The following is a 24,228-nucleotide window of genomic DNA, read 5'->3' on the forward strand; positions in this document are numbered from 1 at the left end:
ACCTTGTGTTACGATTACTGCGTAATTTCCACTTGAAATCGGGCTATAAACTTGGTTAGTTTCTCCATTAATGAAAGTCATTGAGGGGCAGTTTACCCATTGATAGCTTGCGGAAGAAGCATTTGAAGTTAATGATGCCGCATTTACTGATACAGATATATCAACGGCAGTTGCTGTTATAGCCAACGTTTGAGCGGTACTGCTTCCGCAGTTGCTATTGGCTATTACAGAGATAGTACCGCCGGCATTTCCGGCTGTAGCATTAATGCTTGTAGAAGTAGAGTTACCCGTCCAGCCGTTGGGTAAAGTCCATGTATAATTTGTAGCACCGGAAACAGGATTGATAGAATAGGTATTAGAAGAACTGGCGCAAATTGTTGTACTTCCTGAAATACTTCCGGGTTGTGCAGGTGCTTGTGCTACGTTAATAGCCAATGTTTGAGCGGTACTGCTTCCGCAGTTGCTATTGGCTATTACAGAGATAGTACCGCCGGCATTTCCGGCTGTAGCATTAATGCTTGTAGAAGTAGAGTTACCCGTCCAGCCGTTGGGTAAAGTCCATGTATAATTTGTAGCACCGGAAACAGGATTGATAGAATAGGTTTTGGACAATCCTGAACAAATTATTGTATCCCCTGAAATAGATGAAGGCTGTTGCGGAACTTGATTAACGTTAATGGTGATGCTACCACAGCCGTAAGGTGTAGCACAACCACCTTCGCCACGAACATAGTAAGTAGTGGTAGTTAGCGGACTAACGGTTATTGATGTACCGCTTCCTATATTGTGTACACCACAAGATATGTCATACCATTGCCAGTTAAGAGCCGCATTTAAACTCCCGCTTGTGATAGTAAGGGTGGTGCTGTCTCCAACACAGAAATTATTTTGGCTTGCAGCTATAGCTGGTATTGTAGGAAGATTACAATAGGTGATTTTTCTGATACGGTTATTATTTGTATCCGTAAAGTAGATATTTCCTGATCCGTCAGAAAATAATTCTCTTGGGTAAAGGATTTTTGCTGAGGTTGCATTTCCGCCATCCCCAGAAAAGCCGCCAGATCCTGTTCCGGCAAATGTACTGATTGTTCCTGATGTATTTATTTTTCTTAGACGATGATTCATCCGGTCGCTGATATAGACATTGCCAGCCAAATCTACTGCTACCCCACTTGGGTAATTGAGTTGTGCCCCTACCGCAGCTCCGCCGTCTCCATTATAGCCTCCGGCACCTGTTCCTGCAATTTTATTTACAATACCCGTTGCGTATGTAACTTTTCTAACACGATGATTATTCTCATCTGCTATGTATAAGTTAAATGCGGTATCAACGGCTACCGAAATAGGTTTGTTAAAGTTAGCTGAAGTAGCAAGGCCAGCATCACCAGAGTAGCCTGTTGTGCCTGTTCCGGCAACGGTTGTAATAATACCTGTATTAATATCAATCTTTCTTACTCTGTCATTATCTCTATCGGCAATGTATAGCTTATTATTACTATCCAGAGCAACTCCCCATGGTAATTTTAGGTTTGCCGCAGTAGCGGGTCCATTGTCTCCGGAAAAACCGGCAGTTCCAGTACCTGCAATAGTAGTGATAATTCCGGCGGTATCAATCTTCCTAATACGATTATTATTATTGTCAGAGATGTATATTGTTCCATCAACAGCTACAATAATCCCAATTGGTTGATTAAATTGAGCAGCAGTAGCCAGACCGCCGTCACCTGAAAATCCAGCGGTTCCTGTGCCTGCAATGGTAGTGATAACACCTGTATTGGCATCTACTTTCCGTATGCGATGATTATAACGGTCAGCGATATACAAGTTTCCATAGATGTCCCGGCAAACGCTGGTTGGGGAATTTACTTGCGCAGAAGTAGCAGGACCTCCGTCTCCGGAAAAACCTGTTGTACCTACCCCGGCAACAGTAATGATTGTTTGAGATTTCGCAGCTATATTAACCCATAAAACTGCCGTGAGTACTACGATTAATCGTAAAATTGAACTGTTTTTCATTGTTTGTACTTCTTTAAGTTGTTTTTTATTTTTGTAATTTTGATTCTATAACAAGTTGGTAATGATAGTTTTAATCTTTTCTTGTAATGATATTTAGTACTAAAATTTATACGAGATAGAATTGTTCCAAATATACATATAGAATATTTAACAATATGCAATCCTGTTTTTTTTCTATTTACTACAAAACCAACATTATAGCTATCGGGAATAACTGACAGCAAATAATTAGCCAAACATCTTTTTGGTTAGATAATTTTATCTAAATTATTATAGATAAAATTACTTTTTTTTAAAAACAACTGATAATCAATTAGTTGATTATTTAAGAATTGATTAAGTTTCTACTTAGAATACTTAATATAGGAAAACCTTGTATAGAAAGTCTATGATTGTTTCCCAGATTGATAAAATCCATGATTCTCCGGGTGTTTTTTGATCAAGTTGTAAAATAGCTTCAGCAGGTTGGATGATTTTTCCGGATAGACTTTCGTCTTTCTCTGGATATGGATAGATACCGGTATCATCTAAAATCTGCCAAACTTCTTGGGTGTTAAGGCTTGGTTTTAAGGATTTTAGTATTCCAACCAAACCGGCTACTAAGGGCGTGGCCATGGAGGTGCCACTAAAGGTATTATATTTATTGTTCGGAATAGTTGATAATATATCTACTCCCGGGGCAGCGATGCGATAATTTTGTTCTTTGAGTGTGCTTGAAAAGCGTGCTATACGGTCGTTGTTGTCTGTTGCGGCTACCACAATCACTCCTTCGCAAGATGCCGGTACATTGTTTGAGGCGCTTTTTCCGTCATTTCCGGCGGCTACCACCACAATGGCCCCTTTTTGATTTGCATATTGAATAGCTCTTTCATAGATTTTTTGTTTAGATTCTACCCTGGGGCCACCTAATGACATCGAAATAACTTCTGCGCCGTTATCTGCAGCTTCTATCATTCCGTCCACAATACTTTCTTGGGTGCCTCTACCTTTTGGCAAAACCGTAATACTGGTGATGCTGGTATATTTGTTCGTTAGGTTTAAAGAGGCTATTCCCAGCTTATTATTGGTTACTGCGGCGGCAATTCCGGCGCAATGTGTGCCGTGTTTATCGGTATCTCTATTATAAGAACTTCTAAAAGACTTATAATTAGCAGATAAGTCAGAATGTTTGGCATCAACTCCGGTATCTAAAATAAAGATATTGGATTTTTTTACGGGGATTTTATTTTTTAAAACTTTCACTAATTTGTCCATTTTCATGGTAGATAAAGCCCATTGGTTGGCTGCTAATTCATCATTTACAGCAACATAAGTGCTGTTTGGGCTACTATATTGCTGCGCTTCGGCTTCATTAGGCCAAACTTGAATGGGGTCGTTATACTCAATGTAATTGATAAGTTTGAGTTTTTCTAATTCATGGGTTAGTTTATCAATTTCGGTTTGGTTAGGATCTTTAATATCCGTAAGATCTAACACGTAAAAATCATCTAAGTCGGTTTTATCAGGGCTTTTTAGTTGCGGAAAAGCCGGTTCAAGGGTGAATTTATGTTCCATAAATTTTTGCTGAAACTCACGTAATTTTTCAGGGCTGCTAAACTCCACCAAAAACTCCGCATCCGGGTTAAATGAGCTTATTTTAGTGTCCTTATCTTCCAAAGGATTCCCATATTTTTGTTGGTACACCCAAAATCCGATTCCGGCTACTACTAACCCAGAAATTACTATCCACTTGAATTTAAACAAAATATCCAGCAGTTTTATACCCATAAGATAAATTAGCACATCTCTGAAAAACCAAATTATCATAAACATTTGGAATTCATAATTTGCTAAAAAACTAACGAAGTATAAAATAAGCCCAAGTAATAGTGATATTTTTACCCATATTGGAAAACTATCTTTGAGGTCATACAAATGCCATATCGCCATAAAAAACAGCACCAGCATTTGTGAAAATGGGTATAAATTGGCAAATAAGTCAATAAAATTGAACATATATTTACGATTTAGTAGGATTATTGTCCATTACTTCGTCCATTATTTTGTATTTAACAATTTGAACAGGGATTCCAAACATTTCAAAGGAGATAATATTTGATTCTTTTAGGATAGCTTTAATAGAGAGACCAATCTTTTTTAGTTTTTTAGGAAACTTAATTGGTCGCCAGCGGTTTCCTTCATTGTCTAAAATATACCAAATACCAGTTTCGATAGCTTCATATTGAACCTGACCAATAATTTGATGCTTGGTATTATTTTCCATTATGCAATAATAAGGATTTTTAGCGTTAAACGGGTTATTTTGGAAAAAGTTATTACTTTGGGGGATATAATTCCTGCGGATACTTTTTTCAACAAAATATAACGAATCGGCTGAAATTTTTTGTTCCGTAAGCTATACTGCAATATATTTGCTCAAAAGATTTTTTATGAAACATTTTTTGATGTTATTTCTTGGGCTTACTGTTTTGAAGGTTAATGCTCAAATTCCCATTTCGCAGGCACGTGCAAGTGCGCTTAACTCTACGGTAACGATTACCGGGATTGTTACCAACGGTAACGAATTTGGGACGGCTACCCGCTATATTCAAGATGCTACGGGTGGAATCGGTACTTTTTCTGCCGCTATGATGGCCTCTACCAATCGAGGTGATAGTGTGATTGTTACCGGTACTTTAGCTCAATACAACAATTTGTTACAGCTATCTCCGGTTTCAAATGTGCAGATAATTTCTTCGGGAAACCCGCTTCCGAGTCCGGTCGTTTTTCCCGCAGGGCAAACTGCCAATGCGTTTGCAGAGGCTTATGAAGGGATGCTCGTTCGGTTAGACGGAATCACCAACATTACCACTACTGCCGGCGGAGCAGTTTCCAGTTTTGCCGGAAATACGAATTACAACATCAACGGTGTGGCCGTTACCCAGATGCGGGCAAACACAAACTCTACCGGAGCCACAGGAGTGGTCGGAAAAACACCCCCCACAAGCACCTTTTCATTGCTCGGTATCATGAGCCAGTTTTGCTCCTCCCCAACAAGCGGCTGCACAAATGGCTATCAAATCTTACCCAGATTGTATGCTGATTTCATATTAGGCGCAGAACCGAATATAATCTCAAAACCATTCCAAACAAATATCACACCCTATAGCTTTGATATTCAGTTTAATACCCAAAATAACGGAGATACTAAAATAGAATATGGTTTAACGCTCTCTTTGGGTTCAAACACTTATGACGCAACCCAAGTAACTAACCATAGTTTAGGTTTAACCGGATTAACGCCCGCTACGGTGTATTATGTGAAAGTAACTTCTGAAAACTCCTTTGGAGTTTCCAGCTCCGCAATTTATCCCATGATGACGGCCTCCTTATCAAGTGGAACTATTCAAACATATTTTACCAGAAGTGTTAATAACTCATACAGTACCGGAACCAATGCCATTCAACTACCAACTACCGTAGATGATACCTTGATTGCTTACATCAACCGAGCAAAATCTACGTTAGATATTTGTATTTACAACTGGAATAATACAGGACTTTCAGATATTACACAAGCGGTTAATAATGCGTATAGCCGTGGCGTTTCGGTGCGGGTAATTGCTGACGGAAGTACTTCCTCAACCGGATTAGGGACACTAAATTCAGCTATTAACAAAATAACCAGCCCACAAGGTACCAGCCCAGCCGGCGGATTCTACGGAATTATGCACAATAAATTCGTAGTCATTGATGTCGCAACTGCTGACCCTAACGACGCATTCGTCTGGACAGGATCTACAAACTGGACAAAACAACAGATTAACACAGACTTTAATAACGTAATTATCTTCCAAGACCAAAGTATAGCGAGAGCTTATACAATGGAGTTTGAGGAAATGTGGGGGTCTAACACCCTTACCCCGAACCTTACTCAAGGGCGTTTCGGAAACAACAAGTTAGACAACACCCCGCATGAATTTAACATAAATGGCAAACGGGTAGAGGTATATTTTTCCCCCTCTGACGGAACCAATGAGCAGATTTTAACGGCTCTTAATAACGCTACATCCTCTTTCCATTTTGTTAATTTAGTGCTTAGCCGCACAGACGTAGCCGGTAGAGTTGCCACCAAGTATCCCGCAATGACTTGCGCAGAAGGAATTATCAACGACACCTCCGGTGCAACTGGCGCTTTTTTCACAATGTCTAATGTGATGAACAATGATTTAAAAATCTATACAGGTTCCGGACTTATGCACCACAAATACTTAATTGTGGATAAAGAATCAGCAGCATTAGATCCGCTTGTGCTTACCGGTTCTCATAACTGGAGCAATAGCGCAGAATCCCGTAATGACGAAAACACCGTAATCGTCCATGACTTATCTATTGCAAATCAGTATTTTCAGGAATTTGCCCAACGCTGGATAGATAATGGCGGAACAAACTGCATAACCACCAATAACAACGTATCTGAAAATACAAAACAGGCAGTTATCGTGTATCCAAACCCTACCGAAGGAAACTTTACTGTATCCGGAAACACCACAAGCAACTCAATATCTATTGTAGTTTATGATATAGTAGGTAAAAAAGTTTTCCAAAATAACTACAGCACACAACCGGGTGAAGATTACCAGATTTCTATTGAAAATCACTTATTATCAGGTGTTTATCAAATCTTGATTCAAGATAACCAACACACTGCTACTGCCAAATTAGTCGTTCGATAGTTCCCTTAACATCATCATCATTAAATACTTTTGTATGAAAAAGATATGGGAGTTAATAGAATTGAAGTTAAAGGAAATCGCTCCTGATATTCTAAATGATCTGAATAGCGGCGTTTCAGATGAAGAAATCGCTGATTTAGAAAAAACCATTAATGTAAAGCTACCAGATGACTTTATCGCATTTTACAAAGTTCATAATGGACAAAAAGGTGATAGCGGAGGCTTTTTTAGATGCGAAGAATGGCTATCTTTTGAACGAATAAAAGGTGAATGGGGTATCTGGAAAGGACTCTTAGATAGCGGTACTTTTCAAGAAGAAGACGAAGCATTTTACTCAGATCCAGATTATGGCATAAAAGAAGATTGGTGGAACGCATCTTGGATTCCAATAACTTATGACGGAGCAGGAAATCATTATTGCATTGACTTAGACCCGGCAGAAGGAGGAATATCAGGGCAAATCATCAGAATGTGGCATGACTCTGACGAACGTACCTTAGAAGCAAATTCATTTACTGAATGGGTTACTAAATATAAAGATGACCTGATAAACGGTAAATTAATTTATTCTGAAGAATTTTACGGAATCACCTATAATGATGATGACAGTTATGATTACGATGACGAAGATAGCGACGAAGAGACCAACGATGATGATAGATAAAAAACACTTTATGGCTGATAATCCACTGATATTCAGCTATAATAAAGAAATTTACTAAAAAATCGTAAATCAACAATATTTCATACCAAACCCGTTTAGATTATTGAAAATCAATAACCTAAACGGGTTTACTTATATTTAAAAACGAAACTTAAACACATAGCTAAAAAGAACTTATTGCTTTATTTTAAAAAAACTTGCGTAAGGCTTAAAACACAATCTTCACATCTTCTTTATAGTTCTGCAAAGTTCCGTTGAGGCTGGCTGTCCAACCGTCTATAAATACTTTGCCGTTTTTAATGGCGTTTGAATAATCATCACTGGTTATTTTCTCGCTGTTGGTTATGTAATAATGGTTGCCGATTTTGTAAATGCAATCTTTTACCACCTCTTCGGGAACTTGTGTTGGCTCGTCAAGACCAACGGTGAAAATCATATTGTAAATGCGGCTTAAAGCATCATCATTGAGTTTTGGAAAAATAATTTGTCCGTCTTCTATTTCTAATTTGGGTGCATCTACGCTGTCAAATACTTTAAAGCCAATATCGGCACTTCGGCTACGCTCAGTGCCCGTGTTTTCAAAGTTTAGCTCAGTGCCCGTGTTTTCAAAGTTTAGCTCAGTGCCCGTGTTTTCAAAGTTTAGCTCAGTGCCCGTGTTTTCAAAATTCAGTTCAGTGCCCGTGTTTTCAAAATTCAGCTCAGTGCCCGTGTTTTCAAAGTTTAGCTCAGTGCCCGTGTTTTCAAAATTTAGCTCAGTACCCGTGTTTTCAAAATTCAGCTCAGTGCCCGTGTTTTCAAAATTCAGCTCAGTGCCCGTGTTTTCAAAATTTAGTTCAGTGCCCGTGTTTTCAAAGTTTAGCTCAGTGCCCGTGTTTTCAAAGTTTAGCTCAGTGCCCGTGTTTTCAAAGTTTAGCTCAGTGCCCGTGTTTTCAAAATTTAGCTCAATGCCCGTGTTTTCAAAATTCAGCTCGCCCGCTTTTTTCTTTCGTAATTCGTCATTTTTAATTCGTAATTGATTTCCTGCTCGTTTCAGCCGCTCTATGGTAATGCTTGAAATAACAGGCGGTAAACCATTTTCTATACAAAACTTGTAAGCCGGTTCGTCTTTGCTTATAGGTTCATCTATTTGACAAAGAATAAATTTTCTATTGCCGGATGCTGAGCCTGTCGAAGCATCTTCTGCATTTAGTTGCATAACGGCGTGCCCTGTTGTGCCGGAACCTGCAAAGAAGTCGAGAATAATGGAATTTTTATCAGTTGATGTAGAAAACAAATGTTTTAATAGTTTAAATGTTTTTGGAAATGGGAAAATAATATTGTCGTCAAAAATTTCACGAACTTCTTTCGTACCATCTTGCGACATTCCAATATCCTCAGGTAACTTTGTACTTACAGTAACTCGTCCGAAATTCTCCCCATCTTTTTCCATATCCTTATCTTTAAAATATCTTGCAACAGGCTTAGAGGTTGTTTAAAATTTATTTTTTTATTCTGTTAAGCATAATTCTAATCATAGCTAAGTGCACAAAGCTTGTACTGCATTCGGGGTGGAATTCATAGTCATTAACCAATCTTCGTTGAAAACCAAGCCATCCAAAAGTTCGTTCAACTATCCATCTCTTGGGTAAGACATTAAATCCACTAATTCCTGCCACTTTTTTTACAATTTCCAAAGTGTAATTCAAACTTTTTAAAATCCATTCAGCTAAGTTACCGGTATAACCTTGATCTGCCAATATTTTTGTCAATCTAGGGTACTTATATCTTAATTCTTCAAGAACATATTTAGCTCCTTCTCTGTCCTGAATATCAGCGTTATGAATCACAATAGCTATAATAAATCCGAATGTGTCAGTAATAATATGTCTTTTTCTTCCTTTAATTTTCTTGTTTCCGTCATAACCGTTTGATAACGAGAAAGAACAAGTTTTAACAGTTTGACTATCAATTAATCCAAGACTTGGTGAAACATGTTTTCCTTTTTCCTTTCTTAACTTATCACGCAAAAAATCATGTATTTCTTCAATAAGCCCTTCTGCTGTCCATTTTCTGAAATAATAATAAACGAGTTGCCACTTAGGGAAATCTTTAGGCAGCAATCTCCATTGAACACCAGTTTTGGTGATGTACAATAATGCGTCTACAATACATCTTAAAGGATGCTTTCTTTTCCTGTTATCATTTACTATTTTTTCAATAGCTTCGTACTGAATATCAGTTAGGTTGGTTGGGTAGGCTTTCATACTTGCTTAATTATCTGATTAATAATCAGCAATATACAAATAAATATGTATTTAACCATGTGATATTAAATAATTTAACAATTTTTACACCATTTTTAAACAACCTCTTATCTTCTTATCAAAATATCTACTAAATAAAAGGAAATTTATATGAATTCAAATTTACACTTTAAAGTTTTGGTTGTATCAATGTTTTTGCTCTGCGATATAACCTCTGTCTTTGCACAAGCAAGGATTATGTTTGGCTCAACTGCTACTTATATGCGTATGAGAGGCGGTACATTAGCTAACCCGATTTACTTAGTAATCGGAAACCCTGCCAGTAATGCCATCACATACACGTCAGGCGGGATAATCTCCGAAGCAGAAAACAACTTCGTAAAATGGAATATCGGCAATACCACCGGAACGGGTTATCTGATACCGTTCAGAAACAGTGCCTCTCCGGCTACCGAAGATGTATCTATCTATTTTGACGTAGCCTCTGCCGGCTCACCGGCTACAGGTTATTTTTTAGCCTCTACTTACGGAGGAGGTAATTGGGATAACAATACATTTAGACCCTCTGCCGTAACCCACGTAGGAGACAGTATAAGGCAAAATAACTCTAAATACGTTATTGACCGTTTTTGGGGAGTTGTAAATGAAGGAAGCTATGCCACTAAACCCGGATTAAACAACTTTACTTTCAAATACTTAGATAGCGAACATTCCGCAGCCGGAAATACTATTACAGAAACTAACCTACGGGCGCAACGCTGGAACTCTGGAAATAACAGTTGGCACGGTTGGATGGCCGGAAGCATTAACACAGTAACCAATACGGTAACTATCAACGCTCTCACTAGCTCCGACCTCTTCCGCTGGTGGACACTTACTGACAATGACTCACCCCTACCTGTGGCTTTTTTATCCTTTGATGCTAAATGTAAACCTGATTATTCTGCCCATAACACCGTAGAAATCAAGTGGAGCACTGCTACTGAAGCCAATAGTCATCACTTTTTGATAGAACGGGGACAAAGCCCAAATGACTTTTCTACCCTCGCAACAATACCGGCATCCGGTAATTCATCAGTTACCCAAAACTACCAATATTTAGATAAAAACCCGCTTAACCAGCCTGCTTTTTATCGGATTACAGAAACGGACGTAACCGGCAATAAATACAGTACCGAAGCACTATTTGTTACTCCCTGTTCGGATAATACAGAAGACGTTTTAGTATATCCGGCAGAAGACGGCTTATATGTGTTCCTAAATGTTTCCGAAAACCGTGATGGCAATGTTAAACTAACAAACTCACTTGGCCAGCAAGTATTGTCAGAGCAGGTTTCTTTATCCAAAGGGCAGAATACCGTTAAATTCAACTCAGAGAACCTTACCTGCGGAGTCTATTTTGTAACCTTTATGAACCAAAGTAAAATACTAACCAAAAAGTTTTTACTAACACCCCATAAATAACTTTTAACTTTTAATTTTTAATTTTTAACTTTTAATTTTTAATTTTTTATTTTTTATTTTTTATGAAAACACGTAGTTTTACTTTTATTTTATTTTTCACTGCGCTGATAGCTTTGCAGATGGAATTAGGATATGCACAGAATATCGCTATTAATGAAACCGGCGCCAACGCTGCCGACTGTGCGATATTAGATGTGTCATCGAGTAACAAAGGGATGCTTATTCCCCGAGTTTCTATAGCCAATACCGGTACTTACGGCTTAGCCGGTACCGCTGCCACCGGCCTTCTTGTTTACAATACCAATAACGGCATAGCCGGTACAGGAGCCTCCGGCACGGGATTTTATTATTGGAATATTGTCTTAACCCGCTGGATTAAAATAGTCGATGGCGGAACAGCCGCTTGGCTGTTAGCTGGTAATAGCGGAACGACCCCAGGTACAGACTTTTTGGGAACAACAGATGCTAACGACCTTGTTTTTAAAACAAATAATACTGAAAAAGCAAGAATCAAATCCGGAGGAAATGTCGGCATAGGAATCACTACACCAGTTAACAAATTAGGAGTAGTCGGTGGAAATATTGGATGGGGAAATGCCTCTGAAGTAAGTATTTTGCAGAATGACCAAGGCGGTAGTATTGAATTAGGCGGGCAAAACTCCATAGCTAACCCCCAAGTAGGTGGAGTTCCCTATATTGACTTTCACTATGGAACTGGTAGTGCACAAGACTACAATGCCAGAATCATCAATGCTGCAAACAATAGGATAGATATTACTACAATTGCTGGAGGAATACTCTCGCTCAATAGCACCAACTTAGGCGTGGGTACAACAACACCAGCTGAAAGATTAGATGTTTCCGGTAATGTTCGGTTTTCTGGTGCATTAATGCCAAATGGCAATGCCGGTTCTGCCGGTGCCTTTTTACGCTCTGCCGGTGCCGGTTCTCCCCCTACATGGACAGTACCAGGACTAACCGTTACCAATGTAGTTGCTAAACAAAGTACGGCAAATCTCTGTATTAATAGTGCTGCATGGGGTACTTACCCTGGTTGCACTGCCGCCCTAACCCTCACAGCCGGCCAAAGAGTAGTGGCACTTGCCGAAGCCGGCATCATGACTGATAGCGACTGCAATGGTGCTGCTAATGCGACCAGAGCGGTAGTGGACGCACGGGTATCTGTTAATGGAGCTGATTTCGTCAATGGAGCTTGGCTACGTACTTCTTTAGATTATAATGTTGCCTATATTCCATTTAATTCAGTAAGTCTTATGGGAGAATATACCGCACCTTCAAATGGAACTTATACCTTTAATATGCAAGGAAGATTAGGTGCCGGTAATTACTGTATTTCCGGTGGAGATAATACTTCTGCACTACAAGCTACCTTAATTTTAATCGTCTATAATCCTTGAATTTATGAAAAAGAATTATTTTGCTTTAATATGTTTACTGACTATCGGTACATTTGCCTATAGCCAATCAACTGTACCACAGGCAGAAAGCGCGGAGTCAGGCAATAGAAGTATTTATTCCATGAGCAAAGACAAAGCCGTTATTTATGAGGCACCGGAACCAAAGATTAACTATAGTCCCGAAGAGTTAAAAGAACGAACCTCTATAAGTATGTATAAAAATGCCCCTATACCGGCATCAAACCCCCAAAACTCAGGGAATAGTAACACCAATAATCCCGCAGACGAAAAGGATAAGATTCTATCTATAGAAAAGAACCCTAAATAAAATAGTAGGTTGTGGTTTAAAAACCCAGCTATATTAAGTTTTGTGAACAGATTGTTTTTTTAACATTACTATTTGGTTATCAAATAGTAAAAAACAAAAAAACAATCTGTTCATATTTTTTTTAATGTAGTTGCAAACTACTTAACGATATAGATATTATATTAGCGAGTTGGTATAAAATTTTCAGGACAATTTATACAACCGCTTTACTTGTGGAAGAGTTACTTAGCTTTACCGGATTAGGGGCATTATTAAGTCTTACCTCTATGATTATTGTGTTGGATATTGATAATGTTGTGTTTGTATCAATTTTGGTATCCGGCCTAAAGCCTAATGAACAAGAACGGGGGCTGCGGTTAGCATTAGTCATAACGATGCTGATGCGGGTGGTATTGTTGTTAGGCGTTGGTTTCTTGGCAGAAATGAAAGAGCCTCTTTTTATCCTGAATCTTCCTGATTTTCTTCCCGGGCAGGAGGATATTCCGGTTAGTATCAGAAGTTTGATTATGTTAGCTGGTGGGCTGTTTTTAATAGCAAAAGCAACTACCGAAATCCACCAGAAGTTAGAGGGGGGTAACCATACCGTAAATGTTTTAAAAAAAGAATTTCGTCAAGTCTTAGGCCAAATTATATTACTCGACCTGATTTTCTCGATAGATTCTGTGGTTACAGCTATAGGAATGTCGCATAATTTATGGATAATGGCTATTTCTTTATCTATTTCCATGATTTTGATGAACTTACTGGCTCGGCCAATCGGTAGATTCGTATCTAAGCATCCATCTGTAAAAATGTTAGCATTGTCTTTTTTGATTTTAATTGGTATGATGCTATTTTTGGAAAGCCTTGAATTTCATATACCGAAATCATACATCTATTTTGCCATGAGTTTTTCACTTTTAGTAGAATTACTCAATATCAAAGCGCAAAAGAAAGGAGATCCGGTAAGCCTGAAATCTCCTGAGCTAATCATAGAAAAACAACCACAAAAACCGCCAACCACAGATGAATAGTGTCCAATTAATAGAATGCCCTCGTGATGCGATGCAGGGTATTACTGCGTTTATCCCAACCGAACTAAAAATCAAATATCACCAATCTCTCCTAAAAGTTGGGTTTCATACAATAGATATAGGAAGTTACGTTTCACCCAAAAGTATTCCACAGATGCAGGATACTGATTTTATCCTCCATAATATCGGCGAAGAAAAGGGAAATACCCAATTGCTGGTTATTGTGGCTAATAAGCGCGGAGCAGATTCTGCCTGCCAGAATCCTTATGTAGATTATATAGGATTTCCGTTTTCGGTATCAGAAACATTTCAGCAACGAAATACCAACCAAAATTTGACACAAGCCTTTGAACTGGTTCAGGAAATACAAAGTCTATGTAAAAGACATCAAAAAAAGTTAGTGATTTATCTTTCAATGGCCTTTGGAAACCCTTACGGGGAAAAATGGGATACAGATATTACCTTAGCTTGGGCACTTAGGATGCAGACCTTAGGTATTGAGGTTATATCTTTTGCAGATACCGTTGGTACAGCATCTACATTTGATATAGCAAAGACTTTTACGGCAGTATCTACTTTGGCTGGGCCAACGTGGGGAGCACATCTACATTCTAACCCCAATACATGGCAGGAAAAGATTGCTGCTGCTTGGGAAGCCGGCTGCCGCAGATTTGATGGTGCAATAGGCGGATTCGGCGGATGCCCGTTTGCTAAAGACGAACTTGTGGGAAATATAGCCACAGAAAACCTGTATTCTTTTATAACTTCTAAAGTACCTGATTTTAAGCTAAATACACATGAACTGCAAAAATCTATTGAAATTTCCCACAATGTTTTTCAGCATCATTAAATTAGTAACTAGCTAATTACTAATTTTTTACAACATTAGCTTCTAATATAAAATTCGGAATCACTGCTTGAAATTTTTCCTGAGAATCAATATCAACCATAGTATAAGTGCCTTCCATCTTGCCGATAGGCGTTTTAAAAACACAACCACTCATATAACGATGAGCTTGGCCGGGTGCTAAAATTGGTTGCTGCCCCACAACTCCATCTCCAACAATAACGCTATGCTCGCCATACGAATTGACAATCAACCACTTTCTTTTTACCAACTGTACAGTTCTGCTGGATAAATTTTGAATTTCTATTTTGTAGGCAAATACATATACCTCTTTCTCAACCGAAGATTGGTCTGCAATAAACAGTGTTTGAACAGAAATTTTAATTCCGTTTGTTGTTAAGGAAGAAAGCAACGGCTCCATAAAATAACTTTTGTTGCAATTTACAATTCTTTTATCAAAAAAGTTACATTCTTTAAAAATTCAAGCATTATTTTAGGTCGTGGTTTAATAATCAACGGATAAGAAGAATGCCGTGCATCCTGAATCACAGCCAAAAATAAAACGATAGCCATTTTCTAACCTTTTTCGGGTTTGTTAGTGATTTCTTATTTACGAACTTTGCAGCCTTATTCATCTATTGTGGCGGTTAATAAACTCTTCATAAGCCCTAACATGATTTTACCCATTGCCGAGACCGCAGAAAAGTCTTTATGGCAAATTCTAAAAAATATTGGTACTCAATTAAAAACCCCCGTTTATACCGTTGGCGGTTATGTGAGAGATTGGTTACTTGACCGCCCGTGCAAAGATATTGACATTGTGGTATTGGGAAATGGTGTCTCTTTTGCCCAGCATTTTGCTACAGCTATCGGATGCCATGAAATAATTATTTATGAAAACTACGGAACAGCTATGGTTAAAATGGCAGATTATACCATAGAATTTGTCGGTGCGCGCAAAGAAAGCTATAAGCAACATTCTCGGAAACCTATTGTAGAAAACGGAACTTTGTTAGATGACCAATTACGTAGAGACTTTACTATAAATACTTTATCTATATCTCTCAATCAAGATTCTTTTGGGCAGCTAATAGATCCATTTCATGGAATAGAGGATTTGCGCCAGCGAATAATCCGTACTCCAACAGACCCTTGTATAACTTTTTCTGACGACCCGCTGAGAATGTTACGGGCAATCCGCTTTGCTTCTACCTTAAACTTCACGATACTTCCCCAAACATTAGAAGCCATTAAGCAATATGCCGGTCGTATTTCAATTATTTCTTATGAGCGCATTAGCGAAGAGCTAAACAAAATGATTATGGCGGTAAAGCCTTCCGCTGGCTTCAAATTATTATATGAAACCGGACTTTTGGCACTGATTTTCCCTGAAATGCAGAAACTAAGTGGTGTTGAAGAAATGGAAGGAAAAGCACATAAAGACAATTTTTGGCACACGCTGCAAGTCCTTGATAATCTGTCTGTTTATTCGGATAATTTGTGGCTACGGTGGGCAGCTATTTTACACGATATTGCTAAACCCCAAACTAAACGTTTTGACTCTAAGGCAGGTTGGACCTTTCATGGGCACGAAGATAAAGGGGCTAAAATGGTACCCAAAATCTTTACGCGCCTGAAACTTCCCCTAAATGAAAAAATGCGCTATGTCCAAAAGTTAGTTCAATTACATCTAAGACCCATTGCTCTGGTGGATGACGTTGTTACCGATAGCGCTATTCGTAGATTGGTCGTAGATGCCGGTGATGATTTAGAGGACTTAATGAAGCTGTGCCGAGCCGACATCACCACCCGAGATAAACGGAAACTAAATCGCTATTTAGCTAATTTCAAACACGTTGAAGAGAGAATTGCCCAAATAACAGAGCGCGACCACCTCCGTAATTGGCAGCCACCAGTAAGCGGAGAAGTTATTATGGAACGCTACAAATTAAACCCCTCTCCTACTGTAGGACAAATCAAACTGGCAATCCGAAATGTAATCTTAGACGGAATTGTCCCCAATGAATTTCAGGCAGCAATCAACTATTTAGATGAATTAGTGCCGAAAATTATTGCCAATAATAATGCTACAAAAACTACCGAATCAACATCACATACCCAGACCTAAAATATTCTGTATCAAAGCCTAACAGTCTGTATTTTACGGTATAGTAAAAAGTAGATTCCGGATAGTTTCCCCCATCCCAAGAAAAATCAGCCGACTTAGTTGCAAAAACGAGTTGTCCATTTCTGTCAAATAATTGAAAATCAAATGATTCAGTATTTTGACTCACTATTTGAAAGAAATCGTTATGCCCGTCTCCGTTAGGGCTAAAAGCTGTCGGAATCCATAAATAATGGCAGTTACTTTGGATTGTTATTGTATCTATCGAAACACAATTCGGGTCATTCCAAGAAGTGAGGGTGCAAATACCTAATTGGCTCGCTAAAAACCATGAAGTAGATACATTGCCGGGCTGCCAGAAATAAAATTTGGCACGCCCAGCTTGAATCAATTGAGTTTCACCGGATTCTGGGCACAAAAAAACAGTGTCCGGAAGATTTAACTTGGGAGAAGATACAAACTGTATTTGAATGGTATCCGAACGGCAACAGCTTCCTATACAGGCTTCTACAAAATAACGGCCACTTTGAGAAACCGTAATTATCGAATCATGAGAGCCATTAGACCAACGATAACTTGTTGCAGCAGTGTTAGCAGCTAAATCCCATTTAGGTAAATCACAAAAAACAGTATCGTTTCCCAAGTCAGGTTTTGGCGGCGTGATAAATTGTACCTCCGTTTGAAATGTTTCCTGACAAACTCCGCCACCATAACGTACCAATACTGCATATTTACCCGGTAGTGTTACTGAAATTTCAGAACTCGTATAACCATCTGACCAGTAATATGTTGCTCCGTTATTTTGAGCATTTAACTTGATTACATCTCCTGTGCAGGCAGTGTAAACGGGTAAAAAGGGATTTTGAGGATACGGTAAAATAGTGATTTTTTTGGATATAGAATCCTGCGTACCATTGGCCAAAGAAACGATTAATTTGACGGTAAAAATACCGGTGTCTGGAAATACATACGAAACGGAATCACCACTAAGTATTTGATTATCAGGAAAAGTCCATATTTTACTTTGTGTTGGGATTTTTTGAGATGCTTTAAAAGTTACCGGTACGCCGGTGCAAGCTACTTCTTTAGCGGTAAAGTTAGCCGGCTTCAAAACCAACCATGATTGTACAAAATTTGGCAGGCCAAGTCTGCTCAAATAGCTTCCCAAAGGCAATGCTTTATGCTGGAATCGGCATCTATTTCCGGCCACATTTGGCTCATGGATAACATCCAAAGCATATTGGCCATCTATGGCTAAGTAAATTTTGCCGTCTAAACCAAACTGCATATCTCCGGCAGGATATTCTGGATAAAAGGTTGGGTCAGAATAACTACCTATTAATGAGGGTGTTGAATTAGGTAATTTTATTTGAAAAATTTGATTTACTCGTGTTCCACCTTGTGCGTAGTAATATCCAGAAACATATACCAAATTACCGTCCGGCGAAAATGCTATGCCATAGGGGTTGCGAATTGTGGTAACTGTTTTGCGAAAAGTTACTTGGCCCGTAGTGGTATTAAAGTCAAAAATATCAAAAGCGTCATCATCAGGGCGAGTTAAAACAAGATAATTTCCTATTGGTGAAACCTTAGCAACTCCTGTGCCATTGCGGGGTGTTCCGATATGGATAGCCCCTACTTGCTGGGAGTCTATACTCACTAAGCCGGTTTCTGTGAGTTTACAGATAATAAATGTGTTAGATGCCCAGCGATGCCCCAGAATCCAGTAAGACTTTTTATCAGAATGAAGTACTGCGGTTAGTTTTTCGGTCATTCTATAAGCCAAAACTTGTTTTGAAATCAATGTTCCCTGCCCGTTATGAGCTGATAAATCCAGTATAGCTACGGAAAAATTACCCGTTGTTCGCTGGTTTGTAAATAGATAAACCTCGTTGTTGGATTTGGGTTTTGGGATTAATAATGCCGGTTGAGATGCCGTTGGGTCTCCGCCGATGTTTGTTCCGTTAATGAGTAGTTGGTGATTTTGGTTCCAAACTTGGTATCCGTTAGAGTAGCAGCGTAGCTGGCCGGTGGAATCAGAGAGGGCGGAGCAGCCGCCAGGTGCGCCCAAGCGACTTCCTACCTCTATTTGCGGATTTCCTGAATAAAATGAAAGCCCTGCGCCATTCCCAAAAAACCAATGCGTAGCCTCTAATTGTGCTAAAACTTTAACCGAAATTAACCCCAAACAAACTACAAGAGCGATAAAAATTCGCATTATTCTAAGTTAATAGTTTGTAATCAATTAAATAAAAATTAAATCTCAGCTTGTTAGCTTATTTTTACTCAATACTTCCGCCGATTAGTTCAACTTCAAGGGTCTTAACGTCCGGGCCGGTAGCAACTTTTTGTTTTATTATTTTTTTGCTTTTAGGTGCCAGCTCAATGGTTATTTTTTCTTCTGACCGATGAACCTGTTTTCCCTGTTTGTTGTAATGTTTGAACCGAAAAGTTGCCGTTTTTATCTTTTGAGTACCTGTATTTTCCAGTGAAAGTTCAGAGATAAAGTCTCCAATGAGATTTTTTCGGTTATTAACATTCCATGTTAAAGTTTTAAGTATCGTAATGTCCTGATTTTCAGATGTCGTAAGCGTTGTTTGGGATTCCTGTTTGTTTGTAGTTTCGTGCTGCCCATTTTCTTTGGGTTTTTCCTTAGGTTTATTATTGGTGGTAGGATAAGTTGTTTTGGGAACCGGTTGGGTAGGCTTAGAAGTATTTTTAGGTTGGAGAGTGTCTGCCGAACTTTGAGCATTAGAGTCCATAGCATTTATCGAGCTATTGGCCAAAGAATCTTGACTTATTTCTGTGTCAGAAGAACTTGGCTGAGGCCAAAAGGCAAAGTAAGCTACAATGGCCACAATAGTTATGCCGATAATACCTAAGATGACGCTAAATGGAGAGGTAGATTTTAATGGTGTATTTGGTTTATTAGAATACGGTTCAGTAATATTTTGTTGGGATTTTGTAGGAATCTTAGGCGAATTAGCCGTTTGTGGGAGTTCTAATTCTATGTCAAACTCCGGTTTGGCTGTTTTGGGTTCTTGGGTATGGGATTTTGGCTGTGTTTTATGTTGTAAATACGTTTCTAAGGCATTTTTAAAGTCATTACAACTTGGATAACGTGATTCTGGGTCTTTGGCTAAAGCGGTTTCTAAAATCATGCATAGTTCTTTTGATATTTCGCTATCTTCGCTTTGCGTATCTATCAGCGGTTCATTAACAATTTTTAGGGTAATATCGTATTCACTAAGGTGCTGATAATCATAAGGTTCATTTCCGGTTAGCATTTGATAGAGGGTTACGCCTAATGAGTATATGTCGCTACGGTAATCAATTGCTGCCCCTCGAATTTGTTCTGGACTCATATAGAGCAACGTTCCGAGTTTCATGCCGGTTTTGGTTAGGTTTTTTCCGTCATTATCAACCAATTTAGCAATTCCAAAATCTAAAATTTTGACTTCGTTCGTATTGGAAACCATGATGTTAGCGGGTTTAATATCGCGGTGTATTACTCCTTTGGAATGGGCATAGTTAAATCCCTCTAAAATCTTAGAAAAATAATGAATAACGATTTCTTCTGGAAGCCTACCATTTTGAGGAGAAATAATGTTGTCTAATGTTTCTCCCTCAACGTATTCCATAATTAAAAACAAGCCTTCCGGCGTTTCGGCATAATCGTATAAAGTAACGATTGTTGGATGAGATAATCCCGCCAATGTTAATGCTTCAGCTTTAAATCGCTCTATAAGGTGCTTATTTTTAAGTAGATGCGGGCTTAGTTGTTTAATTGCTACATAACGCTCTAATTGGTTATGTTTTGCAAGATACACCTCTCCCATGCCTCCTTCTCCCAGAGAACGTATAATGGTATAATTCAACACCTGCATAGACTGCAAAATAACAAATTTTCAAAAGTCGAAAAAAAAATACGTCTTTGGAAATATCATTATTTCAAAAGATTCGGTACTTATTTTGATTAATTCTACGGAAAATACCATTTTCCTTGAATAGTTAAATTCTTAACTGCCTGTGTATAAGCTATTAAATCTTTTTCGCCTTCTTTTCGTGCTGGCTGAATCCGGCTATCGTCCCTACCAACGGAAACCCAGTTAATAACATTGCCGGGTTTGGCTTTAAAACCGTATTCATAATATCCATTAAAGTTACTGGCAATAAAAGTAGAATCTTGTATCCACGTATAGATTTCATCTAATCGGGTGAGTGCAAATGACTTAGTGGAATCTAAGAGCGAAGGAGCAATACTGCTGTGTTCTGTTTTTAGGCGCAATAGCTCAATAATAGTGGGCAAGATTGCGGCATGGCAGCCAACGTTATTGGCAATACCGGGTTTTATATGCTTAGGTGCGTATAACAACAAAGGCACATGATTAAAATCAGGGAGCCTTCTATCTTGAACCCATTCTTCACTAAAACAGTGATCTGCCGTAATCACAAAAATAGTGTTCTCAAAAGCCGGCGTTTTACTAAAACTTTGAAAGAATTTACCTAATGATAAATCACTATACATCAGAGTTTTATACTGCTGATGTATATTTTTTTGCTGAATAAACTCATATCCGGTATCAGGCAGTTTGTATGGATGATGATTCGATAAGGTAAACAAAACCGAGAAAAAAGGCTGTTGAATTTTATTTAGATATTCTGACCAGAATAAGAAAAATGGTTCATCATAGATACCCCAAGTGCCGTCATAATCTCGGGTACGATATTTTGCTGGATATTGGCTTAATCCGATGTAATGTTTTATTCCGGATATTCGGGCATAGCTATCAAAACCCATTGAGCCATTTTGAGCACCATGAAAAAACGAGGTGTGGTATCCGCGTTTTTGTAAAATTCTGCCTAAGCCCATTACAGGAGCGGTTTCTACCTCAGAAGCAATTATTGAATGCTGCATCACGTGCGGCTGACCGTTTAGGATAGCCGGCACTGCCTCCATAGAACGAGTAGCATTCGCATAAAAATGAGTGAATAACAGCCCTTTTTGAGCCAAGGTATCAAAGTTTGGCGTAAAACTGTGTTCTAAACTACTTCCATTCAAGCAACCGACAAAATCTCCCGTAAAACTTTCTAAAATAATAATAACAACATTTAGTTTTTTTTCGGGTTCTACAAAATTTGTAGTGCGTAAAAAAGAATATTCTTCAGATTCAAAGTCATTATCAAATTTATTTTTACAGAGTTTTCGGGTCTGCTTGATAGCTTCCTTTTCAGGAATAATAGCCAATAATTGTTCTTTTTCTGAAGAAAAGCTACTGGCTATTGAATAGGGAGTGTTCAAGGTTAGGTAGCCGATAGCCCGATTTTCAGCAAAAAAAGCCATTGCCGGCCGCAGTGGTTTTATCTGAATCCCTCCCCGAACTCCAATAACAAACAAACAAAATAATATGCTGGGAATCAACCAAGTAAATCGTTTGTATCTATAGAGAGGCGCATTTTGGAGTAACTTAGCACTTGACTTTTGCAGCAACCAATAAAAACTATACATAAAAACGGCAGCGATAACGCTTAGCGGCCAATAGTCCTGCACTCCTTTCCACCAAAAGTTCATAATATCCCGCACCATACCGGTTAGCTCGTAAGTCAGCCGTTTAGAACTAAACCCAAAGTGCGCAATATCAATCAAGTTAAGGGCTATCGCAGGTAATAAGGTAATTAAAAACAAAAAATTAGCGGCCTTATGCCAACGCTGAATTTGTAATGGCAATATTGGCAGTGATAATAAGAGAAATAACCACCCAGAAGAAAGAATGATTACCGGTAAATCAAACCGAATACCGTAAAGAAATGCTAATAATATATCTGCAATATTTGACTGAGAAAAATGATTGTAATGATATATAAAAAAAGTTAATCTCAATAATTCATTGAATATCAATGAAATAGTTAAGTATAAAAAAACAAACCGAATATTTCCCGGTAAATATTTCATACAAGGAGGTTAATAACCCAGAATTTTTAACGCTTGTTTACTATTTTGTTCTTCTGTAAAAATCTCATAATTAAGTGTTTCATCTCTATTTTTAGAGATGAGTACATATCTTGGTGTTGGAATCAAGCAATGGTGGATACCGCCGATTCCGCTTAAATTTTCCTGATAAGCTCCGGTATGAAAAAATCCTAAGTACTGTACTTTTCGGGTACGGGGAAGATACAGCGCGTTGATATGGGCTTCTTGATTATAGTAGTCTTGGGAGTCGCAGGTAATTCCCCCTAAGTTAACACGCTCATATTCAGCGTCCCAGTTGTTAATAGGGAGTAAAACAAATCGTTGGTTTAATGCCCAAATATCCGGCAACATCGTAATCAGGCTGCCATCTAACATCAACCATTTTTCTCTGTCATTTTGCTGTTTACGGGCTAACACTTTGTAAAGCAAGCCGGAACTTTCGGCTACGGTAAAACTGCCAAATTCGGTAACTAAATCCGGCTCGATAACATCATGCTCCGCACAAATCTCTTTAATCCTACCCACAATCTCAGTTATCATGTATTCATAATCATAGTTGAAGTTTAAAGAGTTTTTGAAAGGCAAGCCGCCTCCAATATCCAGCATCGTTAAATCTGGATTTACTTTTTTAAACTTACAATACAAGGTAACGTGCCTTTCTAACTCATTCCAATAATACGGCGTATCATGGATACCTGAACTGATAAAAAAATGCAGCATTACAACCTTAAAATTCGGGGAATCTTTGATTTTATGTGTCCAGAAGTCTATGATTTCGTCATAACGAACCCCCAAGCGGCTGGTATAAAAGTCAAAATCCGGCTTCTCTTCTGATGAAATCCGAATCCCTAATTTACAAGGAACTTCTAATTCGTTCTGATAAAAATAAAATTCCTCTTTGTTATCTAAAATCGGGATGATATTGCAGAAGCCGTCATGGAGCATATCAACAATATGCTGTTTGTAAAGGTCTCGTTTAAAGCCATTACAAATGATCATAACTTCTTTTTTGACTAAGCCTTTTTTTTCTAAGGCTTCAATAATGGGCATATCAAATGCCGAAGAAGTTTCTAAATGAATGCCATTTTTCAATGCTTCTTCCAAAACGTGCCTGAAATGTGAACTCTTGGTGCAATAAGCATAGGTATAAGAGCCTCTGTAATTATTTTTCAACCTTGCCTGCTCAAAATACAGCTTAGCTTGCTGAATCTTCTTAGAAATTAATGGTAAAAAAGTGAACCGCAACGGAGTTCCATAAGTTTCTATTAACTCCATTAGGTTGATGTCATGAAAATAGAGCTCATCATCAATCACTTCAAAGCCTTCTTGCGGAAAACCTACACTTAAATCTAAAAACTCATGGTAGCTTTGCATGGGTATTTTTTCAAAATAACCCGCGAATATCGTTATTTTGAATTTACTGA

At 38.4% G+C, this 24,228-nt stretch carries 18 protein-coding genes; 8 read left to right on the top strand and 10 right to left on the bottom strand.

The genetic code is table 11. From position 1 onward, the window contains the following. The 3 genes from LC115_03565 to LC115_03575 form a co-directional block, all read right to left on the bottom strand. Positions 1 to 2,016 (bottom strand): hypothetical protein (locus LC115_03565; GenBank protein MCZ2355764.1); only part of this gene is annotated, 2,016 nt, incomplete at its 3' end. A gap of 357 nt (positions 2,017 to 2,373) precedes the next feature. Then, entirely contained in the window at positions 2,374 to 4,011 is a 1,638-nt protein-coding gene (locus LC115_03570) for a S8 family serine peptidase (protein ID MCZ2355765.1), read from the bottom strand. A gap of 4 nt (positions 4,012 to 4,015) precedes the next feature. Further along, on the bottom strand, positions 4,016 to 4,279 hold the full coding sequence (locus LC115_03575; GenBank protein ID MCZ2355766.1) for a hypothetical protein: 264 nt from the start codon (positions 4,277 to 4,279) through the stop codon (positions 4,016 to 4,018). Positions 4,280 to 4,445: 166 nt separating this feature from the next. On the opposite strand from LC115_03575, the gene LC115_03580 reads away from it, so the two are divergent. Both LC115_03580 and LC115_03585 read left to right on the top strand, forming a co-directional pair. Next, positions 4,446 to 6,731, top strand: coding sequence for a phospholipase D-like domain-containing protein (locus LC115_03580; protein MCZ2355767.1), 2,286 nt, complete (start codon positions 4,446 to 4,448; stop codon positions 6,729 to 6,731). A 34-nt stretch (positions 6,732 to 6,765) separates the two neighbouring features. Next, on the top strand, positions 6,766 to 7,395 hold the full coding sequence (locus LC115_03585) for an SMI1/KNR4 family protein (GenBank protein MCZ2355768.1): 630 nt from the start codon (positions 6,766 to 6,768) through the stop codon (positions 7,393 to 7,395). Positions 7,396 to 7,603: 208 nt separating this feature from the next. On the opposite strand, the gene LC115_03590 is transcribed toward LC115_03585, so the two are convergent. Together LC115_03590 and LC115_03595 are read right to left on the bottom strand one after the other, a co-directional pair. Further along, the gene (locus LC115_03590) at positions 7,604 to 8,824 is read right to left on the bottom strand and encodes a site-specific DNA-methyltransferase (GenBank protein ID MCZ2355769.1); all 1,221 of its coding nucleotides are present in this window, start codon (positions 8,822 to 8,824) and stop codon (positions 7,604 to 7,606) included. A 49-nt stretch (positions 8,825 to 8,873) separates the two neighbouring features. Further along, positions 8,874 to 9,638, bottom strand: coding sequence for an IS5 family transposase (locus LC115_03595; protein MCZ2355770.1), 765 nt, complete (start codon positions 9,636 to 9,638; stop codon positions 8,874 to 8,876). Between the two features lie 150 nt (positions 9,639 to 9,788). On the opposite strand from LC115_03595, the gene LC115_03600 reads away from it, so the two are divergent. From LC115_03600 to LC115_03620, 5 genes are all read left to right on the top strand, one after another. Next, positions 9,789 to 11,102 (top strand): T9SS type A sorting domain-containing protein, encoded by a 1,314-nt coding sequence (locus LC115_03600; GenBank protein MCZ2355771.1) that lies wholly within the window; start codon positions 9,789 to 9,791, stop codon positions 11,100 to 11,102. Between the two features lie 62 nt (positions 11,103 to 11,164). Beyond that, complete coding sequence (locus LC115_03605; protein MCZ2355772.1) at positions 11,165 to 12,520, top strand: hypothetical protein; 1,356 nt, start codon at positions 11,165 to 11,167, stop codon at positions 12,518 to 12,520. A gap of 4 nt (positions 12,521 to 12,524) precedes the next feature. Next, entirely contained in the window at positions 12,525 to 12,848 is a 324-nt protein-coding gene (locus LC115_03610; protein ID MCZ2355773.1) for a hypothetical protein, read from the top strand. 212 nt (positions 12,849 to 13,060) lie between these two features. Beyond that, positions 13,061 to 13,861: a TerC family protein gene (locus LC115_03615; GenBank protein ID MCZ2355774.1), complete on the top strand. Its 801-nt coding sequence runs from the start codon at positions 13,061 to 13,063 to the stop codon at positions 13,859 to 13,861. Then, the gene (locus LC115_03620) at positions 13,854 to 14,711 is read left to right on the top strand and encodes a hydroxymethylglutaryl-CoA lyase (protein ID MCZ2355775.1); all 858 of its coding nucleotides are present in this window, start codon (positions 13,854 to 13,856) and stop codon (positions 14,709 to 14,711) included. Before LC115_03615 ends, LC115_03620 begins: the two co-directional genes overlap by 8 nt. A gap of 19 nt (positions 14,712 to 14,730) precedes the next feature. On the opposite strand, the gene apaG is transcribed toward LC115_03620, so the two are convergent. Further along, the gene (apaG, locus tag LC115_03625) at positions 14,731 to 15,129 is read right to left on the bottom strand and encodes a Co2+/Mg2+ efflux protein ApaG (protein ID MCZ2355776.1); all 399 of its coding nucleotides are present in this window, start codon (positions 15,127 to 15,129) and stop codon (positions 14,731 to 14,733) included. A gap of 219 nt (positions 15,130 to 15,348) precedes the next feature. Here apaG and LC115_03630 point away from each other — a divergent pair, with 219 nt between their 5' ends. Next, a complete protein-coding gene (locus tag LC115_03630; protein MCZ2355777.1) occupies positions 15,349 to 16,836 on the top strand; it encodes a CCA tRNA nucleotidyltransferase in 1,488 nt (495 codons plus the stop codon). On the opposite strand, the gene LC115_03635 is transcribed toward LC115_03630, so the two are convergent. The 4 genes from LC115_03635 to LC115_03650 all read right to left on the bottom strand — a co-directional run bounded on the left by LC115_03635 (position 16,805) and on the right by LC115_03650 (position 24,178). After that, positions 16,805 to 19,051, bottom strand: a complete 2,247-nt coding sequence (locus LC115_03635; protein ID MCZ2355778.1) for a gliding motility-associated C-terminal domain-containing protein — start codon at positions 19,049 to 19,051, stop codon at positions 16,805 to 16,807. The two genes, LC115_03630 and LC115_03635, sit on opposite strands and share 32 nt — an antisense overlap. 64 nt (positions 19,052 to 19,115) lie before the next feature. Continuing rightward, on the bottom strand, positions 19,116 to 20,720 hold the full coding sequence (locus LC115_03640) for a serine/threonine protein kinase (protein MCZ2355779.1): 1,605 nt from the start codon (positions 20,718 to 20,720) through the stop codon (positions 19,116 to 19,118). Between the two features lie 95 nt (positions 20,721 to 20,815). Continuing rightward, positions 20,816 to 22,786 (bottom strand): sulfatase-like hydrolase/transferase, encoded by a 1,971-nt coding sequence (locus LC115_03645; protein MCZ2355780.1) that lies wholly within the window; start codon positions 22,784 to 22,786, stop codon positions 20,816 to 20,818. 9 nt (positions 22,787 to 22,795) lie between these two features. Beyond that, complete coding sequence (locus LC115_03650; protein MCZ2355781.1) at positions 22,796 to 24,178, bottom strand: arginine decarboxylase; 1,383 nt, start codon at positions 24,176 to 24,178, stop codon at positions 22,796 to 22,798. Between the last annotated feature and the right edge of the window lie 50 nt (positions 24,179 to 24,228).

The organism is Bacteroidia bacterium (assembly GCA_026932145.1).
In the GTDB taxonomy this organism is placed as follows: domain Bacteria; phylum Bacteroidota; class Bacteroidia; order J057; family JAIXKT01; genus JAIXKT01.

What these genes read in the sequence shown, in the direction of transcription:
- LC115_03570 (MCZ2355765.1), bottom strand. Translation starts at nt 4,011, where the DNA reads ATGTTCAATTTTATTGACTTATTTGCCAATTTATACCCATTTTCACAA.
- LC115_03575 (MCZ2355766.1), bottom strand. Translation starts at nt 4,279, where the DNA reads ATGGAAAATAATACCAAGCATCAAATTATTGGTCAGGTTCAATATGAA.
- LC115_03580 (MCZ2355767.1), top strand. Translation starts at nt 4,446, where the DNA reads ATGAAACATTTTTTGATGTTATTTCTTGGGCTTACTGTTTTGAAGGTT.
- LC115_03585 (MCZ2355768.1), top strand. Translation starts at nt 6,766, where the DNA reads ATGAAAAAGATATGGGAGTTAATAGAATTGAAGTTAAAGGAAATCGCT.
- LC115_03590 (MCZ2355769.1), bottom strand. Translation starts at nt 8,824, where the DNA reads ATGGAAAAAGATGGGGAGAATTTCGGACGAGTTACTGTAAGTACAAAG.
- LC115_03595 (MCZ2355770.1), bottom strand. Translation starts at nt 9,638, where the DNA reads ATGAAAGCCTACCCAACCAACCTAACTGATATTCAGTACGAAGCTATT.
- LC115_03600 (MCZ2355771.1), top strand. Translation starts at nt 9,789, where the DNA reads ATGAATTCAAATTTACACTTTAAAGTTTTGGTTGTATCAATGTTTTTG.
- LC115_03605 (MCZ2355772.1), top strand. Translation starts at nt 11,165, where the DNA reads ATGAAAACACGTAGTTTTACTTTTATTTTATTTTTCACTGCGCTGATA.
- LC115_03610 (MCZ2355773.1), top strand. Translation starts at nt 12,525, where the DNA reads ATGAAAAAGAATTATTTTGCTTTAATATGTTTACTGACTATCGGTACA.
- LC115_03620 (MCZ2355775.1), top strand. Translation starts at nt 13,854, where the DNA reads ATGAATAGTGTCCAATTAATAGAATGCCCTCGTGATGCGATGCAGGGT.
- apaG (MCZ2355776.1), bottom strand. Translation starts at nt 15,129, where the DNA reads ATGGAGCCGTTGCTTTCTTCCTTAACAACAAACGGAATTAAAATTTCT.
- LC115_03635 (MCZ2355778.1), bottom strand. Translation starts at nt 19,051, where the DNA reads ATGCGAATTTTTATCGCTCTTGTAGTTTGTTTGGGGTTAATTTCGGTT.
- LC115_03640 (MCZ2355779.1), bottom strand. Translation starts at nt 20,720, where the DNA reads ATGCAGGTGTTGAATTATACCATTATACGTTCTCTGGGAGAAGGAGGC.
- LC115_03645 (MCZ2355780.1), bottom strand. Translation starts at nt 22,786, where the DNA reads ATGAAATATTTACCGGGAAATATTCGGTTTGTTTTTTTATACTTAACT.
- LC115_03650 (MCZ2355781.1), bottom strand. Translation starts at nt 24,178, where the DNA reads ATGCAAAGCTACCATGAGTTTTTAGATTTAAGTGTAGGTTTTCCGCAA.